A 16,204-nucleotide genomic window follows, 5' to 3' on the forward strand; every position below is an offset into this window, starting at 1 on the left:
AGTCCTTCGCTTCGTCAGGCCCTCGGTGTCGGGCCGCTGATGTCAGACGGCCGCGGGCCGGGCCGGTTCGGTGGTCGGGTCCGAGGTGCCCGTCCCCGGGGCCGGGATGGTGGCGGCGATCTCCGACGCCGGGCCGGTCACCGGGGGCGGGGTGACGGCGGCGACGGCCGCGGCCACGATGCCCGCGGGCCCGTCGGCGTCGGCGGACTCGTCCGCGCCGTTGACATTGGTGTGGTCGACCGGCTGGCGCCGCGACGCGAACCAGATGACCGCCGAGAGCAGGACGAGCAGCGCGGCCGTGGCCGCGATGCCCCACGGGCCCTGCCCGGTCAGGAATTCGGCGCCCGCCGCGACCAGACCGGCGGCCGGCAGGGTCAGCCCCCAGGCGATGAACATCCGGGTGGCGGTCGACCAGCGGACGACTCCGCCCTTGCGGCCGAGGCCGGCGCCCATCACCGCGCCGGAGCAGGACTGTGTGGTGGAGAGCGAGAAGCCCAGGTGGGAGGAGGCGAGGATGACGGTCGCCGCGCTGGTCTGGGCGGCGAAGCCCTGCTGCGGGCGGAGGTCGGTGAGGCCCTTGCCCATGGTGCGGATGATGCGCCAGCCGCCGAGATAGGTGCCCAGCGCGATCGCGACACCGGCGGAGACGATCACCCACAGCGGAGGGTTGGAGCCGGGGGCGAGGACGCCGCCGGTGACCAGCGCCAGGGTGATGACACCCATCGTCTTCTGCGCGTCGTTGGTGCCGTGGGCGAGGGACACGAGGCCGGCCGACGCGATCTGTCCCGCGCGGTAGCCCTTCGCGGTGGCCTTCTCGTCCGTGTTACGGCCGATGCGGTACGTCAGCCGGGTGGCGAGCATCGCGGCCAGACCGGCGACCAGGGGCGCGGCGAGCGCCGGGAGCAGGACCTTGGTGACGACGACCCCGCCGTTGACACCCGAGGTGCCGACGGACATCAGCGTGGCGCCGATGAGACCGCCGAAGAGAGCGTGGGAGGAGCTCGACGGAAGGCCGAGCAGCCAGGTGAACAAGTTCCACAGGATGGCGCCGACGAGCGCCGCGAAGATCACTTCTGTTCTGATGCCCTGCTCGTTGATGAGCCCGCCGGAGATGGTCTTGGCGACCTCGACCGACAGGAACGCGCCGACGAGGTTGAGCACGGCGGACATCGCGACCGCCGTCTTGGGTTTCAGTGCGCCGGTCGAGATGGTCGTCGCCATCGCGTTGGCGGTGTCGTGGAAACCGTTCGTGAAGTCGAACACGAGCGCCGTCACGATCACGATCGCTAGCAGCAGCGTGAGGTGTTCCATTAACCCTGGCAATCCCTTGACGTCATCGGCCGTTCAGGAACGTAGGTACGTTGAATGAACGGAAGATGAACTGGGGCAGGCTTTGCGGTGACTCTCACCGGGGGGTATTCGCCCGACGCTCCATCCGGACGCCGAGCGGCGGCCTCCCGGCGGGGTCGGCGCCTTGCTGAGATTCACCCGAAGGTGGCCCCCGTGGACCCGCGCGACCCCGGTTCGGCCACCTGGCAGGATCGCCGCATGACGGAAACCGGAGACGGGCACGAGCGCCACGGAGACGAACACGAGCGCCAGGACACGCACGAGGACACGGGCAGAGACACGGACAGGGACGTGCGCGAAGCCGGCCACCGGGCGGCCCGGGAGCAGGCGATCGAACGGGCATGGCGGGACCTCGTCGCCACCGCCCGCCGCAGCGCGGCGGACGGACTGGTCGTCGGCACCTCGGGCAATGTGTCCGTACGGGTCGGAGATCTGGTCCTCGTCACACCCAGCGGGGTGCCGTACGACCGGCTGACGCCCGAGGACACCGTCGCGGTGGATCTGGACGGCCGCCAGGTGATCGGCCGTCTCAAGCCCACCAGCGAGCTGCCGATGCATCTGGAGGTCTACCGGAACGCGGACGCCGGCGCCGTGGTCCACACCCACGCCGTCCACGCCACCGCCGTCTCCACCCTCGTGCCCGAACTCCCGCTGATCCACTACATGGCGGCGGACTTCGGCGGTCCGGTCCGGGTCGCCCCCTACGCGATGTACGGCACGGACGCCCTGGCCGAGAACATGGTGCGCGCGCTGCGCGGCCGCACGGGCTGTCTGCTCCAGAACCACGGCACCGTCACGCACGCCGCCACCCTGGACAAGGCCTACGACCGTACGGCCCAGCTGGAGTGGATGTGCCGCCTCTGGCTCACCGCGAGCTCCGTCCCCGGCCACGCCCCCACCCTGCTCTCCCGGCAGCAGGTGCGGGACGTCGAGCAGCGGCTCAAGGGTTACGGCCAGCCGGGCTGACCGCGCACGCCGGGCGGCCCCGGGCGGCGTCTGGCGCGTCACCCCGGACGCCTGCTCCGCTGGCCGTACCGGCCGTCCGTACCGACACTGGGAAAATGCGCCCGGCGAGAGCGACGGCAGCGGCCGTCACCACAGTGATCGGTGTCGGTACGGCCGCTGTCGCGGTCGGCCGGTACGCCAGCGACGCCGCGCTCAAGGCGCCTCCCGGACGGCCACTGCCGGGCGATCCACGGCTCACCGTGCACGCCACGGCCGCCGGCCGGGTGACCCTCACGCGCTGCCTGGCCTCCCTGCGCCCCGGCACCTACGGGCTGGAGTCCCCGGACATCCAGGCGGTCGTCGGACCGGTCATCGACGACGTACCGCACCCCGCCGACACCGTCGTCCGCCGGCTGGAGCGCGTCGGCCGCGGCACCCTCGGCGCCGGCAGCCGTGTCCGGCTCACCCCCCAGATCCACCAGGGCGACCCCGGCAGCGCGCTCGGCCTCGAATACGACCGGGTGGAGATCCCGGGTGAACTCGGCACACTGCCCGGGTGGTTCGTGCCCGGCAGCCGCGAGACCTGGGTGATCACCGCGCACGGCCTCGGCGCGACCCCCGAGCACCCGATGAACGTCATGGAGTTCCTGGTGGATCAGCATCTCCCGGTGCTGAACCTGTTCTACCGGGGCGACCCGGGCGCCCCGCGTTCCCCGGACGGCCTCGGGCACCTCGGCGACTCCGAGTGGCGCGACCTCGACGCCGCGATCCGGTTCGCCGTGCGGGGCGGCGCCGAGCACGTCATCCTGTACGGCTGGTCCGTCGGGGCCACGATGGCCCTGCACACCGCCGGGAAGTCCGGACAGCGGGACCGGATCAAGGGACTCGTCCTGGACAGCCCCGTGCTCGACTGGGAGGCCACCCTGCGCGCCCTGGCCACAGCCCGCCGCACCCCCGGCCCGCTGCTGCCCCTCGCCGTCCGCGCGGCACAGGGCCGGACGGGACTGCGCGGCGGCCGGCTGCCCGTGGTCGCCGATCCGGGGAAGCTCGACGTCCCCACGCTGATCATCCACGGCCCCGACGACGGCCTGGCCCCCTGGTACCCCTCCCGTGAACTGGCCGCCCGCCGCACCGACCTGGTCACCCTGCACACGGTCTCGGACGCCCCGCACGGCGCCATGTGGAACGCGGACCCCACCGGTTACGAGGAGACGCTCCGCCGCTTCCTCACCCCCCTCATGTAACCCCGCGTCACCCTGGCTCACCCCCGCGCGCCATCTTGGCGCGGTACCGCCACCGACGGCCGCCAGGGCGGCCCTCGACCACCCTCCGCTCCGGTGTCTTCCCGGGCCTGTGACCGGCGGGCAAAGGCCCCGGCGGGAGGTTCCGTTTGGGCTTTCGGGCAATCAGCGGGAAGACTGCTCCCGTGACGTCCCGAAAGCCTGATGAGCAATTGGCGCGCAACTCCAGACTCCGACTGGTCCGTCCCCGGGCCCTGACCACGGCCCGCCGGGCCGTGACCACCGGGCGAACACGTCCGGCGCCCCGTCCGCCGGAGGGCACACCGCCGCCCGCGGAGCTGGCCCGTCAGGCGCGGGCCGTCCTCGCCGACGCCGTCCGGATCGCCCGCTGGGCCGCGGCCGACCGGGACCCCGGAGCGGGCCCGCTCGCTCCGAAGGCCCGTGAACGGGCAGCCGCCGCCCTGGAGTTGACGCCGGACCAGGTGAGCGCGGGCTGGGACCGCGCCAGGCTCGCCGGGCTCGTCGAACTGCACGGCGGCACCGCGCGCCCCGGCTGGCGCCTGCGCGCCTGGGACCGTGACGACTCCGCCGTCCTGCGCGGCTGGGTCGCGCTCTTCGACGCCTGGTCGCTCGTCCACGCGGCCCCGGACGACCTCGCCCCGACGACGGTCGCCGAGGTCGTGGAAGCCGTCCCCCAGGTGCTCTCCCTCCTCCAGCTCTCGGCCGGCCCCGTGCTCGTACCGGCCCTTCTCGACCTGCTCCAGCAGCGCGTGGCGGAACTGCGCGACGAGCGCTGCGAGGTGCCGTACGACCCCACGACCTCGTCCCGCCCCCCGGCGCCGACCGCCTCCGCGCCGGAGCCCGGCTCCGAGGCCGCGCCGGCCGCCGCCACGACCGTCCCGCTGCCGCGGCTTCTCGACTGGGCGCTGGAGGGGCTGGCCGCCGTCGGCGCACTGACCCTCGGTGAGGGCCAGGCGACCCTCACCCCGCTCGGCAACTGGGCGGTCTGGGTCAAGCTTGAGCAGATCTGCGTCGCGGCGCAGAGCCCGGCGGGCAACATCGAGCAGTCCGCCGAGAACATGCTGCGCGGCTGCGCCCGGCTCACCCCCGGACCGGCCCGCGCCGAATACCGCGCCTGGCTCGCCGCCCGCACCGTCGGCAGCGCGGTCACCGAACTCATCGCCGTGGCACGCGGCGAGGACGCGCTCCTGCGCGGACTCGCCTTCGAGGCGCTGCGCGTCGTCGGCGCCCCCGCCGAGCCGGAGGTCCGCACCGCGTCGGCCGAACCCTCCCTGCGCCCCTACGCGTTGCTCTGGCTCGCGGAGTACGAGGGCGTGGACCCCGAGGACGCACCGGACGTCCTCACCCGTGAGGAGTCGACCTGGCTCTGGGTCGACACCGCCGCCGCCGTCGCCGACCACGGCGAGACCGCGCTGCTGGTCCGCCACCTCGACTCGGCCGTCCAGGGCACCGTCCCCGCCCTGCTCGACGAGGTCAGGGCCGTCGGCCATCCGCGCACCGTGCAGGTGCTGGTCGCACTGGCGGCCGCGCACCCGGACCCGGCGCTCGCCAAGGCCGTACGCCGGGCGGCGTTCCAGGTCCACACGGGAGGCGCCTGACCGGCTGGCGAGCCACGCACCGATCCACCACGCACCGGAGCGTCCACCGCCCGGCCCTTCGCGCCCGGAGCCGGAGGCTCAGCTGCCGGCGCCCGGTGCGTACGTCCCGAAGCTCCACACATTGCCCTCCGCGTCGCGCGCCATGTAGTCCCGGGAGCCGTAGTCCTGGTCCGTGGGCGGCATCAGGATCTCCACGCCCTGCCCGGCGGCGCGCGCGTGGTGCGCGTCGACGTCCTCGACGACCACATAGATCCCGGCGGGCCCGCCGCCCGCCATCGCCTCGGCGAAGAGGCCCTCGCTCTTCCTGGACCCCAGCATCACCATGCCGTTCCCATGGGCCAGTTCGGCATGGAGGACGCTGCCGTCCTCACCCTCGTACACACTCACCTCCGTGAAGCCGAAGGCATCCTTGAGCGTCCTGATGGCCGCCTTCGCGTCCTCGTAGACGAGCGTCGGACAGATACTCGGCGCACCGGCCATGCTGATCACCCTTCTCCAAGCTCGGCTGTGACCTGTGTCTCAGTTCCTCCAGTCTGGCACCGGCCACCGACAACGCAGCCCGGCCGCGTGCCCCCGGGGGACCCCATGGGGCGTAAACCAGTTGTGCGGCCCCGGTAGACTCGGCCCCATGGCATTTCTCCTTGTGCATTAGCCGGCGTCGAAGAATCCCCTCCGCCCGCCCTTCCGCCGTCCATACCCGCCTTGGAGTTTTTCCGTGATCACCGCCACCGGTGTCGAGTTGCGCGCCGGCGCCCGCGTCCTCATCGAGTCAGCCTCGTTCCGTATCGCCAAGGGCGACCGCATCGGCCTCGTCGGCCGCAACGGAGCCGGCAAGACCACCCTCACCAAGTGCCTCGCGGGTGAGGGCATCCCCGCCGCCGGCACCATCACCCGCTCCGGCGAGGTCGGCTATCTGCCGCAGGACCCCCGCACCGGCGATCTCGACACCCTCGCGCGCGACCGCATCCTCTCGGCCCGGGACCTCGACTCCGTCCTGAAGAAGATGCGCGAGAACGAGGACCGGATGGCGAACGGCAAGGGCGCCACCCGCGAGAAGGCGATGAAGAAGTACGAGCGCCTGGAGACGGAGTTCCTGACCAAGGGCGGTTACGCCGCCGAGTCCGAGGCCGCCACCATCGCCGCCGCGCTCGGCCTGCCCGACCGGGTCCTCGGCCAGCCCCTCCACACGCTCTCCGGCGGTCAGCGCCGCCGCGTCGAGCTCGCGCGCATCCTCTTCTCCGACGCCGACACCCTGCTCCTCGACGAGCCGACGAACCACCTCGACGCCGACTCCATCGTCTGGCTGCGGGACTATCTGAAGACGTACCGCGGCGGCTTCATCGTCATCTCCCACGACGTCGACCTCGTCGAGACGGTCGTCAACAAGGTCTTCTACCTGGACGCCAACCGCTCCCAGATCGACGTCTACAACATGGGCTGGAAGCTCTACCAGCAGCAGCGCGAGTCCGACGAGAAGCGCCGCAAGCGTGAGCGGGCCAACGCGGAGAAGAAGGCCGCCACACTCAACTCGCAGGCCGACAAGATGCGCGCCAAGGCCACCAAGACCGTCGCCGCGCAGAACATGGCGCGCCGCGCCGAGCGCCTGCTGTCGGGCCTGGAGGCCGTACGCCAGTCGGACAAGGTCGCCAAGCTGCGCTTCCCCGACCCGGCGCCGTGCGGCAAGACGCCGCTGACGGCCGAGGGCCTGTCGAAGTCGTACGGCTCGCTGGAGATCTTCACCGACGTCGACCTGGCCATCGACAAGGGCTCGCGCGTCGTCATCCTGGGCCTCAACGGCGCGGGGAAGACCACCCTGCTGCGCCTGCTCGCCGGGGTGGAGAAGCCCGACACCGGTGAGGTCACACCGGGCCACGGCCTCAAGCTCGGCTACTACGCGCAGGAGCACGAGACGCTCGACCCCGAGCGCTCCGTCCTGGAGAACATGCGGTCCTCCGCGCCGGACCTGGATCTGGTGGAGGTCCGCAAGACCCTCGGCTCGTTCCTGTTCTCCGGGGACGACGTCGACAAGCCGGCCGGTGTCCTGTCCGGCGGTGAGAAGACCCGCCTCGCCCTCGCGACCCTGGTGGTCTCGTCGGCCAACGTGCTGCTCCTGGACGAGCCCACGAACAACCTCGACCCGGCGAGCCGCGAGGAGATCCTCGGCGCGCTGCGCACGTACAAGGGCGCGGTCATCCTCGTCACGCACGACGAGGGCGCCGTCCAGGCGCTCGAACCTGAACGGATCATCCTGCTGCCCGACGGTGTCGAGGACCTGTGGGGCGCGGACTACGCGGATCTGGTGGCGCTGGCCTGACCCGGGACGGGCGTGATCCACTCCGTATGGATCATTCGGCTGAGTGGTGATCCATCATCTGAGTGAGTGCGTCTCGTACTTTGGCGTGGCGCGCCGACGATCAAGCCGTTCCGTGACCAGTTGGATCAGCTCTCCGGCACACCAGTCCTGACCTGCTGTTTCTTATGCGCCTTCGGTGTTCTGCCTGCATACGCCGCTCTGGAAGTAGTAATTCCGTTCGTGTTCGAATGCTGCGCTCCGTCGAAGCTTGTGGTGCGAACCTTGCTGAATGGGTGGCCAGGAGCGGCCCGAGGGGTGATCATGAGAAGTCCAGAGCGCACTTCCATGAGGAGGCACGGGTGGCCGAGACTCTGAAGAAGGGCAGCCGGGTAACCGGCCCCGCGCGCGACAAGCTCGCGGCAGACCTGAAGAAGAAGTACGACTCCGGTGCGAGTATCCGGGCACTGGCCGAGGAAACGGGCCGGTCATACGGATTCGTCCACCGGATGCTCAGTGAATCCGGAGTCACGCTGCGGGGACGCGGCGGAGCGACACGCGGCAAGAAGGCCTCGGCCTGACGACCGCGTACGGCTTCTCCGGCCACCGGTTCCGCCGGTGACCACCCGGCCGGTCGTCGCGGTCGACCGGGTGGTTACTGTGCAGTCACTTGGCTAATTTGAGCTGACTGCACCGAACCGGAGGCACCCCATGACGTCGCTCGATCCCGTACTCGACAAGGACGGCGTACGGCTCACCGTCGAGGACGCGGTTGCCACGGTGACCTTGACCAACCCGGACAAACGCAACGCTCAGTCTCCCGCTCTGTGGCGGGCGTTGACGGAAGCCGGGCGGTCACTGCCGGGCAGCGTGCGGGTCGTCGTGCTGCGCGGCGAAGGCAAGTCCTTCTCCGCGGGCCTCGACCGGCAGGCGTTCAGCCCCGAGGGCTTCGACGGTGAACCTTCCTTTCCGGAGCTGGCACGCCGTTCCGACACGGACCTGGACGCGGTCATCGCCGCGTACCAGTCCGCCTTCACCTGGTGGCGCCGGAGCGACATCGTGTCGATCGCCGCTGTCCAGGGTCACGCCATCGGCGCCGGATTCCAGCTGGCGCTCGCCTGCGACCTGCGCGTCGTCGCGTCGGACGTGCAGTTCGCCATGCGCGAGACCAGCCTGGGGCTCGTCCCCGACCTCGGCGGTACGCATCCCCTCGTCGGCCTGGTCGGCCACGCCCGCGCGCTGGAGATCTGCGCGACGGGCCGCTTCGTCCAGGCGGACGAGGCCGAACGCACGGGCCTGGCCAATCTGGTGGTGGAGCCCGCGGAGCTCGACGAGGCGGTGAAGGACCTGACCGCCGCGCTGCTCGCCGCGCCGCGCGACGCCACCGTTGAGACGAAGGCCCTGCTGCAGGGCGCCTCGTCACGCACCTACGACGAACAGCGCGCCGCCGAGCGCGCGGCCCAGGCCCGCCGTCTGCGCGACCTGGCGGGCCTCGGCGACTAGGGCGTGTTCCGGAAGTAGCGTCGTCCGCCCGCGGGGCGGGGCCCACGGCGTCTGGTGCGTGCGATCCCAGGGCGGAGGACCGCCCTCGTACCGGGCCGTACTCGGGCGACCCGACAACGCGCGTTCTCCCCCGTAGCCCTTCGGGCACGGGAGGTGCCCCCTGCGTTGTCGGAGTCGGCCGAGTGCGGCCGGGCCGGTCTTCGCGGCTCAGTCCGTCGCGTCGACCGCCGTGATCAGTACCGCCACCGTCGGGTGACTCGGCAGTGATGCCGTGACCGCCCGGCGGACGGCGCGTACCACCTCCGACGGGTGGTGGCCCGGCGACGTCGCCAGCTCGATCCGGACATGGCCCTTGGTCACCAGCACCGGCGTACCGAGCGACCCCGACAGATGGGCCACGCCGGGGACGTTCGCCGCGATCACGGCCGCCGTGCCCTTCGGGGCCACGGCGGTTACCCCGAAGGGCTCAGTGCCCGCCACGGAATTCCCGGCCCCGCCCTCGGCACGGGCGTCCGGCTCCTCCTCCAGCAGCGCCGTCACCCGCAGATCGACCTCCGTCACCCGCAGACCGAGCCGGTCCACCGCGTGCGTGTGCAGCGCCATGCGCACCCGCTCGGCCACGTCCGGCAGCGGCTCGCCCGCGACCGCGGCGAAGTCCCCCTCGATACGGAGTGCCCCCGGCGGCAGCGCACTGGGCGGCGGGGGCACGGCGGGTGGCTCCGCCGAACCGGGGTCGGCCAGGCAGATCCTCAGCCGGCCCAGTTCGGCCCCCCGCACTTCCGTCGCCGCACGCCGGAGCGCGCTTGTCGCCGCCCGTTCGGCCAGCCACGCCCCGTCCGCCGTCTCACCGAGGGGGAGCAGCCGGCCGAGGTCGAGCCGTGCGCGTACCGCCGCGGTCCAGCCGTCCGCGTCCTTCTCGCCCTGCCCAGTCGTCATGGCCCCAGACTGCCGCATTCCCGGCGCGAGACCGGGCAAGGCGCCCTAATGTGTACATCGAGTCCATCAGCGCCCGGAAAGGGGCGAATCGCTATGTCTGACACCGCACAGCGCAACGAGTCCGAGCCCGCCGCCAAGACGTCGGCCGATGAGCAACGGAAGGCCGCCATGAAGAGGGGCGGCGGCGACCCGGGCACCCGCGGCCGGACCACCATCGCCGACGGGGTCGTCGAGAAGATCGCCGGCCTCGCCGCACGCGACGTGCTCGGCGTCCATGCGATGGGCAGCGGCATGTCCCGCACCTTCGGCGCCGTACGGGACAGGGTCCCCGGCGGCACCAAGTCCGTCTCGCGCGGCGTGAAGGCCGAGGTCGGCGAGGTGCAGACCGCGATCGATCTGGAGATCGTCGTCGACTACGGCGTGTCGATCTCCGATGTCGCCCGTGATGTACGGGAGAACGTGATCTCGGCGGTGGAACGGATGACGGGCCTTGAGGTCGTCGAGGTCAACATCGCCGTCAGCGATGTGAAGCTGCCCGACGAAGAGGACGACGATTCCGAGTCACGGCTCCAGTAACGGCCGTTTCCGGAAGACCGAAGAGGAGTCACTAGATGAACATGGCGCTGGTCGGCCTGTTGGCCGGTATGGCCCTGGCGTTCGCCGGATACTTCGGCGGTTTCGGAGCCTTTCTGCTGGTGGCCGCCCTGGGCGCGGTCGGGTTCGTGGCCGGCCGGTTCCTCGACGGCGATCTGGAAGCGGGCGATTTCTTCCGCGGTCGCGGTCGCGACGAACGTCGGAGGTGACCGGCTGTGGCCGGTGAGCGGGTGGCGGCCGCCGAGCGCGGGGCGACCACGATCGCCGACCGCGTCGTCGCGAAGATCGCGGCGCAGGCGGCGCGGGAGGCACTGGGCGGCGTACCGGACGGCGGTACGGCGCCCCACGCGGGCGTCCTTGTCAACCACGGCGTGGCGCGCGTACGGATCGGTGTCGAGCTGGACTACCCCTCCGACATCGGCGCCCAGTGCGGCGCGGTGCGTCACCGGGTCGTCCAGCGGGTACATGCTCTGGCGGGGATGGAGGTGCCCGAAGTGGTGGTCAGGGTCGAACAGCTCCACTCCGTCCACACCCGCGCGGCACAGGGGAGGACCCAATGAGCGAGCCGGAGGGCAAGGGGACCGAAAGCTCCCCGGGCTCCGTCCGCGCCGACGTGGTCGAGCTGGACCAGTCGTCCTCCGCCGCGCGGTACGAACCGCGGCGCCCGACGCTGGAGCACGGTGCCGGTGACGGGGATGGTGACGGGGACGCCAAGGCCGGCCGCTTCTGGTCCTGGCGCCGGATCCCGGCCGCCGTGGTCGCGGCGATCCTCCTCGGCGCGGCGGCCCTGGTGCTGTACGACGTCGCGGCGGTACGCGCCGAACATCCGGCCATGTACTGGCGCCGGTGGCTGGCCGACCAGCTCGCCACCGTGCCCCTGGACGACACCTGGCTCCTGGTCGGATCGGGTGTCGCCGGGCTCGTCGGCCTCTGGCTGATCGCCCTCGCCCTGACACCGGGACTGCGGCAGGTGCTGCCGATGCGGCGCGGCCCCTCGCGCGTACGGGCCGGGCTCGACCGGGACGCGGCGGCGCTGGCGCTGCGCGACCGGGCGCTCGAAGTCGCCGGTGTGCAGTCCGTCAAGGTGCGCGCCCGACGCTCGAAGGTCCGGGTGCGGGCCCTGGCCCACTTCCGTGAACTCGACGACGTACGCGCCGATCTCGACACCGCTCTCACCGCCGGTATCGGAGAGCTGGGCCTCGTCGATCCGCCGGCGCTCTCCGTACGTGTCCGCCGGCCGAAGAAGGGATGACGGGATGCTCAGAGTCGTCAACCGTGTCCTGCTGGGCGTCGTCGGGCTGGCGCTGCTCTGCGTGGGCGGCGGGGTGCTCGCGACGGGGCTGGGCGTGTCCGTGCCGTCCTGGTGGCCCTACACCGGCAAGCACGACGTGCTGCTGAGCCGCGCGGACCGGGACCGGTGGAGCGCCCAGGGCTGGTGGTGGCCGGTCGTCATCGCGGTGCTCACGGTCCTGGTACTGCTGATGCTCTGGTGGCTGCTGTCCCAACTGCGGCGCGCGCGGCTGGGGGAGGTGCTGGTCGAGAGCGGCAACGGCGAGGGCGCGCTGCTGCGCGGCCGGGCCCTGGAGAACGTGCTGCAGAGTGAGGCGGAGTCGCTGCAGGGTGTGGCCCGCGCCCGGGTCCGCCTGACGGGCAGGCGCACGGCGCCGGAGGCGCGGGTACGGCTGCTGCTGGAGCCGCACGCGGTGCCTGGGCAGGCGCTGGAGGAGCTGACGGAGGAAGCCGTGGCGCATGCGCGGGACTCGGCGGGGCTGGCGGCGCTGCCGACGGAGGCGAGGCTGCGGGCCGCCAAGCACCGGGCGCAGCGGGTGACGTAGGTGGACGGGTCGCTGCGCGGGCCCGTTCCCCGACCCGTCCTTTCCCTCAGCTGAAAAGGCCCGCCCGGCTCAGGCCCCAGGGGGGGCGGAATGGCGGCGGGGCGGGGATCGTCAGTAGCCGTGGCGGGTGCCGCCGTCCACCGGGAGCATCAGGCCCGTCAGGTACGACGCCGCCGGCGAGAGCATGAACGCGGCCGTACGCCCGAACTCCTCCGGCGTGCCGTAGCGGCGCAACGGTATCCGGGCCTCCTGCGCCGCCCGCGCCGCCGCCGGGTCGCCGCCCAGTGAGTCCAGTTCACGGACCCGGTCCGTGTCGATCCTGGCGGGCAGCAGGCCGATCACACGGATGCCGCGGGGACCCACCTCGCCGGCGAGCGACTTGGCGAATCCCGCGAGGCCCGGCCGCAGGCCGTTGGAGATCGTGAGACCGCGGATCGGCTCGTAGACCGAACCGGACAGGACGAGACCGATGACCCCGCCGTCACCCAGTTCCGTGGCCGCCGTACGCGCCAGCCGTACCGCGCCGAGGAAGACCGAGTCGAACGACGACCGCCAGTGCTCGTCCGTCGTGTCCAGCGCGAGCCCCGGCGCCGGGCCGCCGACGCTGATCAGGATCCCGTCGAAGCCGCCGAACCGCTGACGTGCCACGGCTATCAGACGCTCCGCGACAGCGGGATCGGCGTTGTCCGCGACCACGCCGAACGCGTTCGGGCCGATCGACTCCGCCGCCTCCGTGACGGACTTCTCGTCCCGCCCGGTGACAACCACCTTCGCCCCGTCCGCCACCAGCGCTTCGGCGGACGCGCGACCCAGCCCCCTGGACGCGCCCGTGACGACGTAGACGCGGTCCTTCAGTCCAAGATCCATGGCCCCTATCCTGCCTCGTCCTCCTCGGCCAGGGCGAGGGCCGTCCCCACGAGACCGATGTGGCTGAACGCCTGCGGGAAGTTGCCCAGTTGCCGGCCGATCGCCGGATCGTACTCCTCGGCGAGCAGACCGACGTCGTTGCAGAGGGCGAGAAGGCGCTCGAAGAGTTCCGTCGCCTCCTCTCTGCGACCGGTCATGAGCAGGGCGTCCGCCAGCCAGAACGAGCAGACGAGAAACGTTCCTTCGCCGCCCGGCAGTCCGTCGACCGACGAACTCTCCGTGCTGTAGCGGTGCACCAGCCCGTCCCCTCCCAACTCCGCCCGCACCGCGTCGACCGTGCCCACCACCCGTGGATCCTCCGGCGGCAGAAAGCCGAAGCGCGGGATCAGGAGTGTCGCCGCGTCCAGTTCCGTCGAACCGTACGCCTGCGTGAAGGTGTTGCGAACCGGGTCGAAACCCTTCTCGCAGACCTCCCGGTGCACCTCGTCGCGCATCGTCCGCCACCGGTTCACATCGCCGCGCAGCGACGGATCCGCCTCCAGCGTCTTCACGGCGCGGTCCGCGGCGACCCACGCCATCACCTTGGAGTGCACGAAGTGCTGCCGGGGGCCGCGCACCTCCCACAGTCCCTCGTCCGGCTCGCGCCACTTCGACTCCAGGAAGCCCAGCAGGGCGAGCTGGAGGTCCCAGGCGTGCGGCTGCCCGGCCAGGCCGACTTCCCGCGCCACGTAGAGGGAGTCGATGACCTCGCCGTACACGTCGAGCTGGAGCTGCTGGACCGCCTCGTTCCCGGTGCGGACCGGGCGGGAGCCCGCGTAACCGCTCAGCCACGGCAACTCCGTCTCCGGGAGCCGCCGTTCGCCGGCGACCCCGTACATGATCTGGAGGTCGGAGGGGTCACCGGCGACCGCCCGCAGCAGCCAGTCGCGCCAGGCCCTGGCCTCGTCCACGTAACCCGCGGACAGCAGGGCGTTCAGGACGAGCGCGGAGTCACGCAGCCAGCAGTAGCGGTAGTCCCAGTTCCGTACGCCTCCCAGCTCCTCGGGGAGCGAGGTCGTGGGCGCCGCCACGATGCCGCCCGTCGGGGCGTAGCTGAGCGCCTTCAGCGTGAGCAGGGAGCGCACGACGGCTTCGCGGTACGGCCCCTTGTACGTACAGAGTCCCGCCCACTCCTCCCAGTCCGCCTTGCTGTGCTCCAGGGCCTCGAACGGGTCGACCAGATCGGGGCGCGGCAGGTGCGAGGGGTGCCAGGTGAGGACGAAGGCGACCTTCTCCCCGGCGCCGACGGTGAACGACGAACAGGTGCTGAACTCCTGCCCCCACGTCTTGACCAACGGCTTCTCGTTCGGCGCCAGTTCACCGCCGACCGGCCGGGCCCGCGAGATGCTCCGCAGCCAGACCGAGTCGGGCCCGGCGACGGCGACGCGCTGCCCGTCGGTCCTGCGCACCCACGGCACTATGGAGCCGTAGTCGAAGCGCAGCCGCAGAGTGGCGCTCATCTCCACCGAGCCGCTGACGCCCTCCACGATGCGTACGACATCGGGCGCGACATCCCGCTGTGGCATGAAGTCGGTGACCTTCACCGTGCCGCTCCTGGTCTCCCAGAGGGACTCCAGCACGAGCGATTCGCCCACGTACCGGCGGCTGGTGCAGCGGCTCGCCCCCCGGGGGGCGAGCGACCAGTGGCCGTTCTCCTTGTTGCCGAGCAGGGACGCGAAGCACGCGGCCGAGTCGAAGCGTGGCAGGCACAACCAGTCGATGGAGCCGTTCATGCCGACGAGAGCCGCGGTCTGCAAGTCGCCGATGAGGGCGTAGTCCTCGATGCGTTGGGTCACTTCTGCCCTGTTCCCGCAGGACAGGCGCGTTATGCGGCGGCGGTCTCGCGCTCGGGGGCGCCGCGTGCGGCGCCCGCCGCGCGGTCGCGCCTTTCGCGCCGTACGAGAATGACCCAACCCACGGGAACGCCGGCGGTGAACAGCCACCACTGCACGGCGTACGCCATGTGCGGGCCGATGGAGCCGGAGTCGGGCTCGGGGATCTGCCGGGGGCTGCCGCCGGCCGCCGCGGGGGCGGTCTGCTCGATGTAGCCGCCGAGGACGGTCCGGCCGAGTGACCTGGCCTGCTGCTCGCTGTTGATCAGCATGACCTGGCGGTCCGGGAGGTCGCTGAGCTCCTTGATACCGCTGGTGCCGGTCGTCTCGTCGGCCTTGAGGCGGCCGGTGACGGTGACCTCGCCTTTGGGCGCGGCCGGGATGTCGGGGAAGGAGCGCTGGTCCGCGCCGGAGGGGATCCAGCCCCGGTTGACGAGGACCGCGCGGCCGTCGCCGAGCACGAGCGGGGTCAGGACGTGGAAGCCGACGGTCTCGTCGGCGTTGGTCCGGCGGCGTACGACGACCTCGTGCGCCGTGTCGAAGGTGCCGGTGGCCTCGACCTGCCGCCAGAAGTCGGCGCGCGGCACGGTGTGGCCGGGGGAGGTGAGCTCGGTGACCGGGACCGGCTTCGTCTTGAGGTTGTCCGCGATCAGTGTGTTCTGCGCCACCCGGTGTTCGTGCCGGTGCAGCTGCCAGAAGCCGAGCTCGATCATCACGGGGATGAGGGCGAGGGCGAGCAGGGTGAGAATCACCCACTGCCGTGACAAGAGGAACCGGTACACGCCTTTGACGGTACCCGGCGGCTCCGCCGTGCCCGGCAGCGGGTCCGGCCGCCGGGACTGCGCCCCGCCCCGCCGGCCGAGTGCCCGTACGCCCGTCCGTACGCCTGTCGAACAGCCCTCACACCCGGTCGACGATGCCCGCCTTCCCCTCGGCGCGGGCGCAGTGGGCGCCGCAGAACCACCGGCCCTCGACCTCGACCCCCTGGCCGATGATCTGGACGCGGCAGTGTTCACAGACGGGCGCCATGCGGTGGATGGCGCAGGAGAAGCAGTCGAAGACATGCACGGCGCCCTGCGCGTGCACCTCGAAGGACATGCCGTATTCGTTTCCGCAGACTTCGCAACGTGCCATGCGCCACAGGTTGGGACGT

18 protein-coding genes are annotated in these 16,204 nt (G+C 71.8%); 11 read left to right on the forward strand and 7 right to left on the reverse strand.

The genetic code is table 11. The features are described from left to right. Positions 1 to 42: 42 nt before the first annotated feature. Positions 43 to 1,311: an inorganic phosphate transporter gene (locus IEY79_RS18930; protein ID WP_189108699.1), complete on the reverse strand. Its 1,269-nt coding sequence runs from the start codon at positions 1,309 to 1,311 to the stop codon at positions 43 to 45. Positions 1,312 to 1,548: 237 nt separating this feature from the next. On the opposite strand from IEY79_RS18930, the gene IEY79_RS18935 reads away from it, so the two are divergent. The 3 genes from IEY79_RS18935 to IEY79_RS18945 all read left to right on the forward strand — a co-directional run bounded on the left by IEY79_RS18935 (position 1,549) and on the right by IEY79_RS18945 (position 5,155). After that, the gene (locus tag IEY79_RS18935; protein ID WP_189108700.1) at positions 1,549 to 2,316 is read left to right on the forward strand and encodes a class II aldolase/adducin family protein; all 768 of its coding nucleotides are present in this window, start codon (positions 1,549 to 1,551) and stop codon (positions 2,314 to 2,316) included. A 95-nt stretch (positions 2,317 to 2,411) separates the two neighbouring features. After that, positions 2,412 to 3,539, forward strand: coding sequence for an alpha/beta hydrolase (locus IEY79_RS18940; protein ID WP_189108701.1), 1,128 nt, complete (start codon positions 2,412 to 2,414; stop codon positions 3,537 to 3,539). A gap of 182 nt (positions 3,540 to 3,721) precedes the next feature. Continuing rightward, entirely contained in the window at positions 3,722 to 5,155 is a 1,434-nt protein-coding gene (locus IEY79_RS18945) for a hypothetical protein (protein ID WP_373292578.1), read from the forward strand. Between the two features lie 78 nt (positions 5,156 to 5,233). On the opposite strand, the gene IEY79_RS18950 is transcribed toward IEY79_RS18945, so the two are convergent. After that, on the reverse strand, positions 5,234 to 5,635 hold the full coding sequence (locus tag IEY79_RS18950; RefSeq protein ID WP_189108702.1) for a VOC family protein: 402 nt from the start codon (positions 5,633 to 5,635) through the stop codon (positions 5,234 to 5,236). Positions 5,636 to 5,870: 235 nt separating this feature from the next. Here IEY79_RS18950 and IEY79_RS18955 point away from each other — a divergent pair, with 235 nt between their 5' ends. From IEY79_RS18955 to IEY79_RS18965, 3 genes are all read left to right on the forward strand, one after another. Continuing rightward, positions 5,871 to 7,469: an ABC-F family ATP-binding cassette domain-containing protein gene (locus tag IEY79_RS18955; protein WP_189108703.1), complete on the forward strand. Its 1,599-nt coding sequence runs from the start codon at positions 5,871 to 5,873 to the stop codon at positions 7,467 to 7,469. 338 nt (positions 7,470 to 7,807) lie between these two features. Further along, positions 7,808 to 8,026, forward strand: coding sequence for a helix-turn-helix domain-containing protein (locus tag IEY79_RS18960; RefSeq protein ID WP_023542602.1), 219 nt, complete (start codon positions 7,808 to 7,810; stop codon positions 8,024 to 8,026). Between the two features lie 130 nt (positions 8,027 to 8,156). Further along, positions 8,157 to 8,948 (forward strand): enoyl-CoA hydratase/isomerase family protein, encoded by a 792-nt coding sequence (locus IEY79_RS18965; RefSeq protein WP_189108704.1) that lies wholly within the window; start codon positions 8,157 to 8,159, stop codon positions 8,946 to 8,948. 207 nt (positions 8,949 to 9,155) lie between these two features. Here IEY79_RS18965 and IEY79_RS18970 read toward each other — a convergent pair whose 3' ends face one another. Next, a complete protein-coding gene (locus IEY79_RS18970; protein ID WP_189108705.1) occupies positions 9,156 to 9,884 on the reverse strand; it encodes a hypothetical protein in 729 nt (242 codons plus the stop codon). Positions 9,885 to 9,977: 93 nt separating this feature from the next. On the opposite strand from IEY79_RS18970, the gene IEY79_RS18975 reads away from it, so the two are divergent. From IEY79_RS18975 to amaP, 5 genes are read left to right on the forward strand one after another with little or no spacing between them, the layout of a single operon-like run. Beyond that, a complete protein-coding gene (locus IEY79_RS18975) occupies positions 9,978 to 10,460 on the forward strand; it encodes an Asp23/Gls24 family envelope stress response protein (RefSeq protein ID WP_189108706.1) in 483 nt (160 codons plus the stop codon). A 35-nt stretch (positions 10,461 to 10,495) separates the two neighbouring features. Next, on the forward strand, positions 10,496 to 10,687 hold the full coding sequence (locus tag IEY79_RS18980; protein ID WP_189108707.1) for a hypothetical protein: 192 nt from the start codon (positions 10,496 to 10,498) through the stop codon (positions 10,685 to 10,687). A gap of 6 nt (positions 10,688 to 10,693) precedes the next feature. Then, a complete protein-coding gene (locus IEY79_RS18985; protein WP_189108708.1) occupies positions 10,694 to 11,038 on the forward strand; it encodes an Asp23/Gls24 family envelope stress response protein in 345 nt (114 codons plus the stop codon). After that, positions 11,035 to 11,730, forward strand: a complete 696-nt coding sequence (locus tag IEY79_RS18990) for a DUF6286 domain-containing protein (protein ID WP_189108709.1) — start codon at positions 11,035 to 11,037, stop codon at positions 11,728 to 11,730. Before IEY79_RS18985 ends, IEY79_RS18990 begins: the two co-directional genes overlap by 4 nt. A gap of 4 nt (positions 11,731 to 11,734) precedes the next feature. After that, positions 11,735 to 12,313, forward strand: coding sequence for an alkaline shock response membrane anchor protein AmaP (gene amaP, locus IEY79_RS18995; protein ID WP_189108710.1), 579 nt, complete (start codon positions 11,735 to 11,737; stop codon positions 12,311 to 12,313). 111 nt (positions 12,314 to 12,424) lie between these two features. Here the strand turns inward: amaP and IEY79_RS19000 are convergent, their stop codons facing one another. The 4 genes from IEY79_RS19000 to IEY79_RS19015 form a co-directional block, all read right to left on the reverse strand. Then, positions 12,425 to 13,180 carry an SDR family oxidoreductase gene (locus IEY79_RS19000; protein ID WP_189108711.1) on the reverse strand — a complete coding sequence of 252 codons (756 nt, stop codon included), beginning with the start codon at positions 13,178 to 13,180 and terminating at the stop codon, positions 12,425 to 12,427. A 5-nt stretch (positions 13,181 to 13,185) separates the two neighbouring features. Further along, positions 13,186 to 15,015 carry a glycoside hydrolase family 15 protein gene (locus tag IEY79_RS19005; RefSeq protein WP_189108712.1) on the reverse strand — a complete coding sequence of 610 codons (1,830 nt, stop codon included), beginning with the start codon at positions 15,013 to 15,015 and terminating at the stop codon, positions 13,186 to 13,188. A 29-nt stretch (positions 15,016 to 15,044) separates the two neighbouring features. Next, a complete protein-coding gene (locus tag IEY79_RS19010; RefSeq protein WP_189108713.1) occupies positions 15,045 to 15,833 on the reverse strand; it encodes an SURF1 family cytochrome oxidase biogenesis protein in 789 nt (262 codons plus the stop codon). 118 nt (positions 15,834 to 15,951) lie between these two features. Further along, a complete protein-coding gene (locus IEY79_RS19015; protein ID WP_189108714.1) occupies positions 15,952 to 16,185 on the reverse strand; it encodes a metallothionein in 234 nt (77 codons plus the stop codon). Between the last annotated feature and the right edge of the window lie 19 nt (positions 16,186 to 16,204).

This window comes from Streptomyces camponoticapitis, assembly GCF_014646115.1.
Classification (GTDB): domain Bacteria; phylum Actinomycetota; class Actinomycetes; order Streptomycetales; family Streptomycetaceae; genus Streptomyces; species Streptomyces camponoticapitis.

Coding starts and splice junctions, on each gene's coding strand:
- IEY79_RS18965 (WP_189108704.1), top strand. CDS start 8,157: ATGACGTCGCTCGATCCCGTACTCGACAAGGACGGCGTACGGCTCACC.
- IEY79_RS18975 (WP_189108706.1), top strand. CDS start 9,978: ATGTCTGACACCGCACAGCGCAACGAGTCCGAGCCCGCCGCCAAGACG.
- IEY79_RS18930 (WP_189108699.1), bottom strand. CDS start 1,311: ATGGAACACCTCACGCTGCTGCTAGCGATCGTGATCGTGACGGCGCTC.
- IEY79_RS19015 (WP_189108714.1), bottom strand. CDS start 16,185: ATGGCACGTTGCGAAGTCTGCGGAAACGAATACGGCATGTCCTTCGAG.
- amaP (WP_189108710.1), top strand. CDS start 11,735: ATGCTCAGAGTCGTCAACCGTGTCCTGCTGGGCGTCGTCGGGCTGGCG.
- IEY79_RS18970 (WP_189108705.1), bottom strand. CDS start 9,884: ATGACGACTGGGCAGGGCGAGAAGGACGCGGACGGCTGGACCGCGGCG.
- IEY79_RS18935 (WP_189108700.1), top strand. CDS start 1,549: ATGACGGAAACCGGAGACGGGCACGAGCGCCACGGAGACGAACACGAG.
- IEY79_RS18950 (WP_189108702.1), bottom strand. CDS start 5,635: ATGGCCGGTGCGCCGAGTATCTGTCCGACGCTCGTCTACGAGGACGCG.
- IEY79_RS18980 (WP_189108707.1), top strand. CDS start 10,496: ATGAACATGGCGCTGGTCGGCCTGTTGGCCGGTATGGCCCTGGCGTTC.
- IEY79_RS18940 (WP_189108701.1), top strand. CDS start 2,412: ATGCGCCCGGCGAGAGCGACGGCAGCGGCCGTCACCACAGTGATCGGT.
- IEY79_RS19000 (WP_189108711.1), bottom strand. CDS start 13,180: ATGGATCTTGGACTGAAGGACCGCGTCTACGTCGTCACGGGCGCGTCC.
- IEY79_RS18990 (WP_189108709.1), top strand. CDS start 11,035: ATGAGCGAGCCGGAGGGCAAGGGGACCGAAAGCTCCCCGGGCTCCGTC.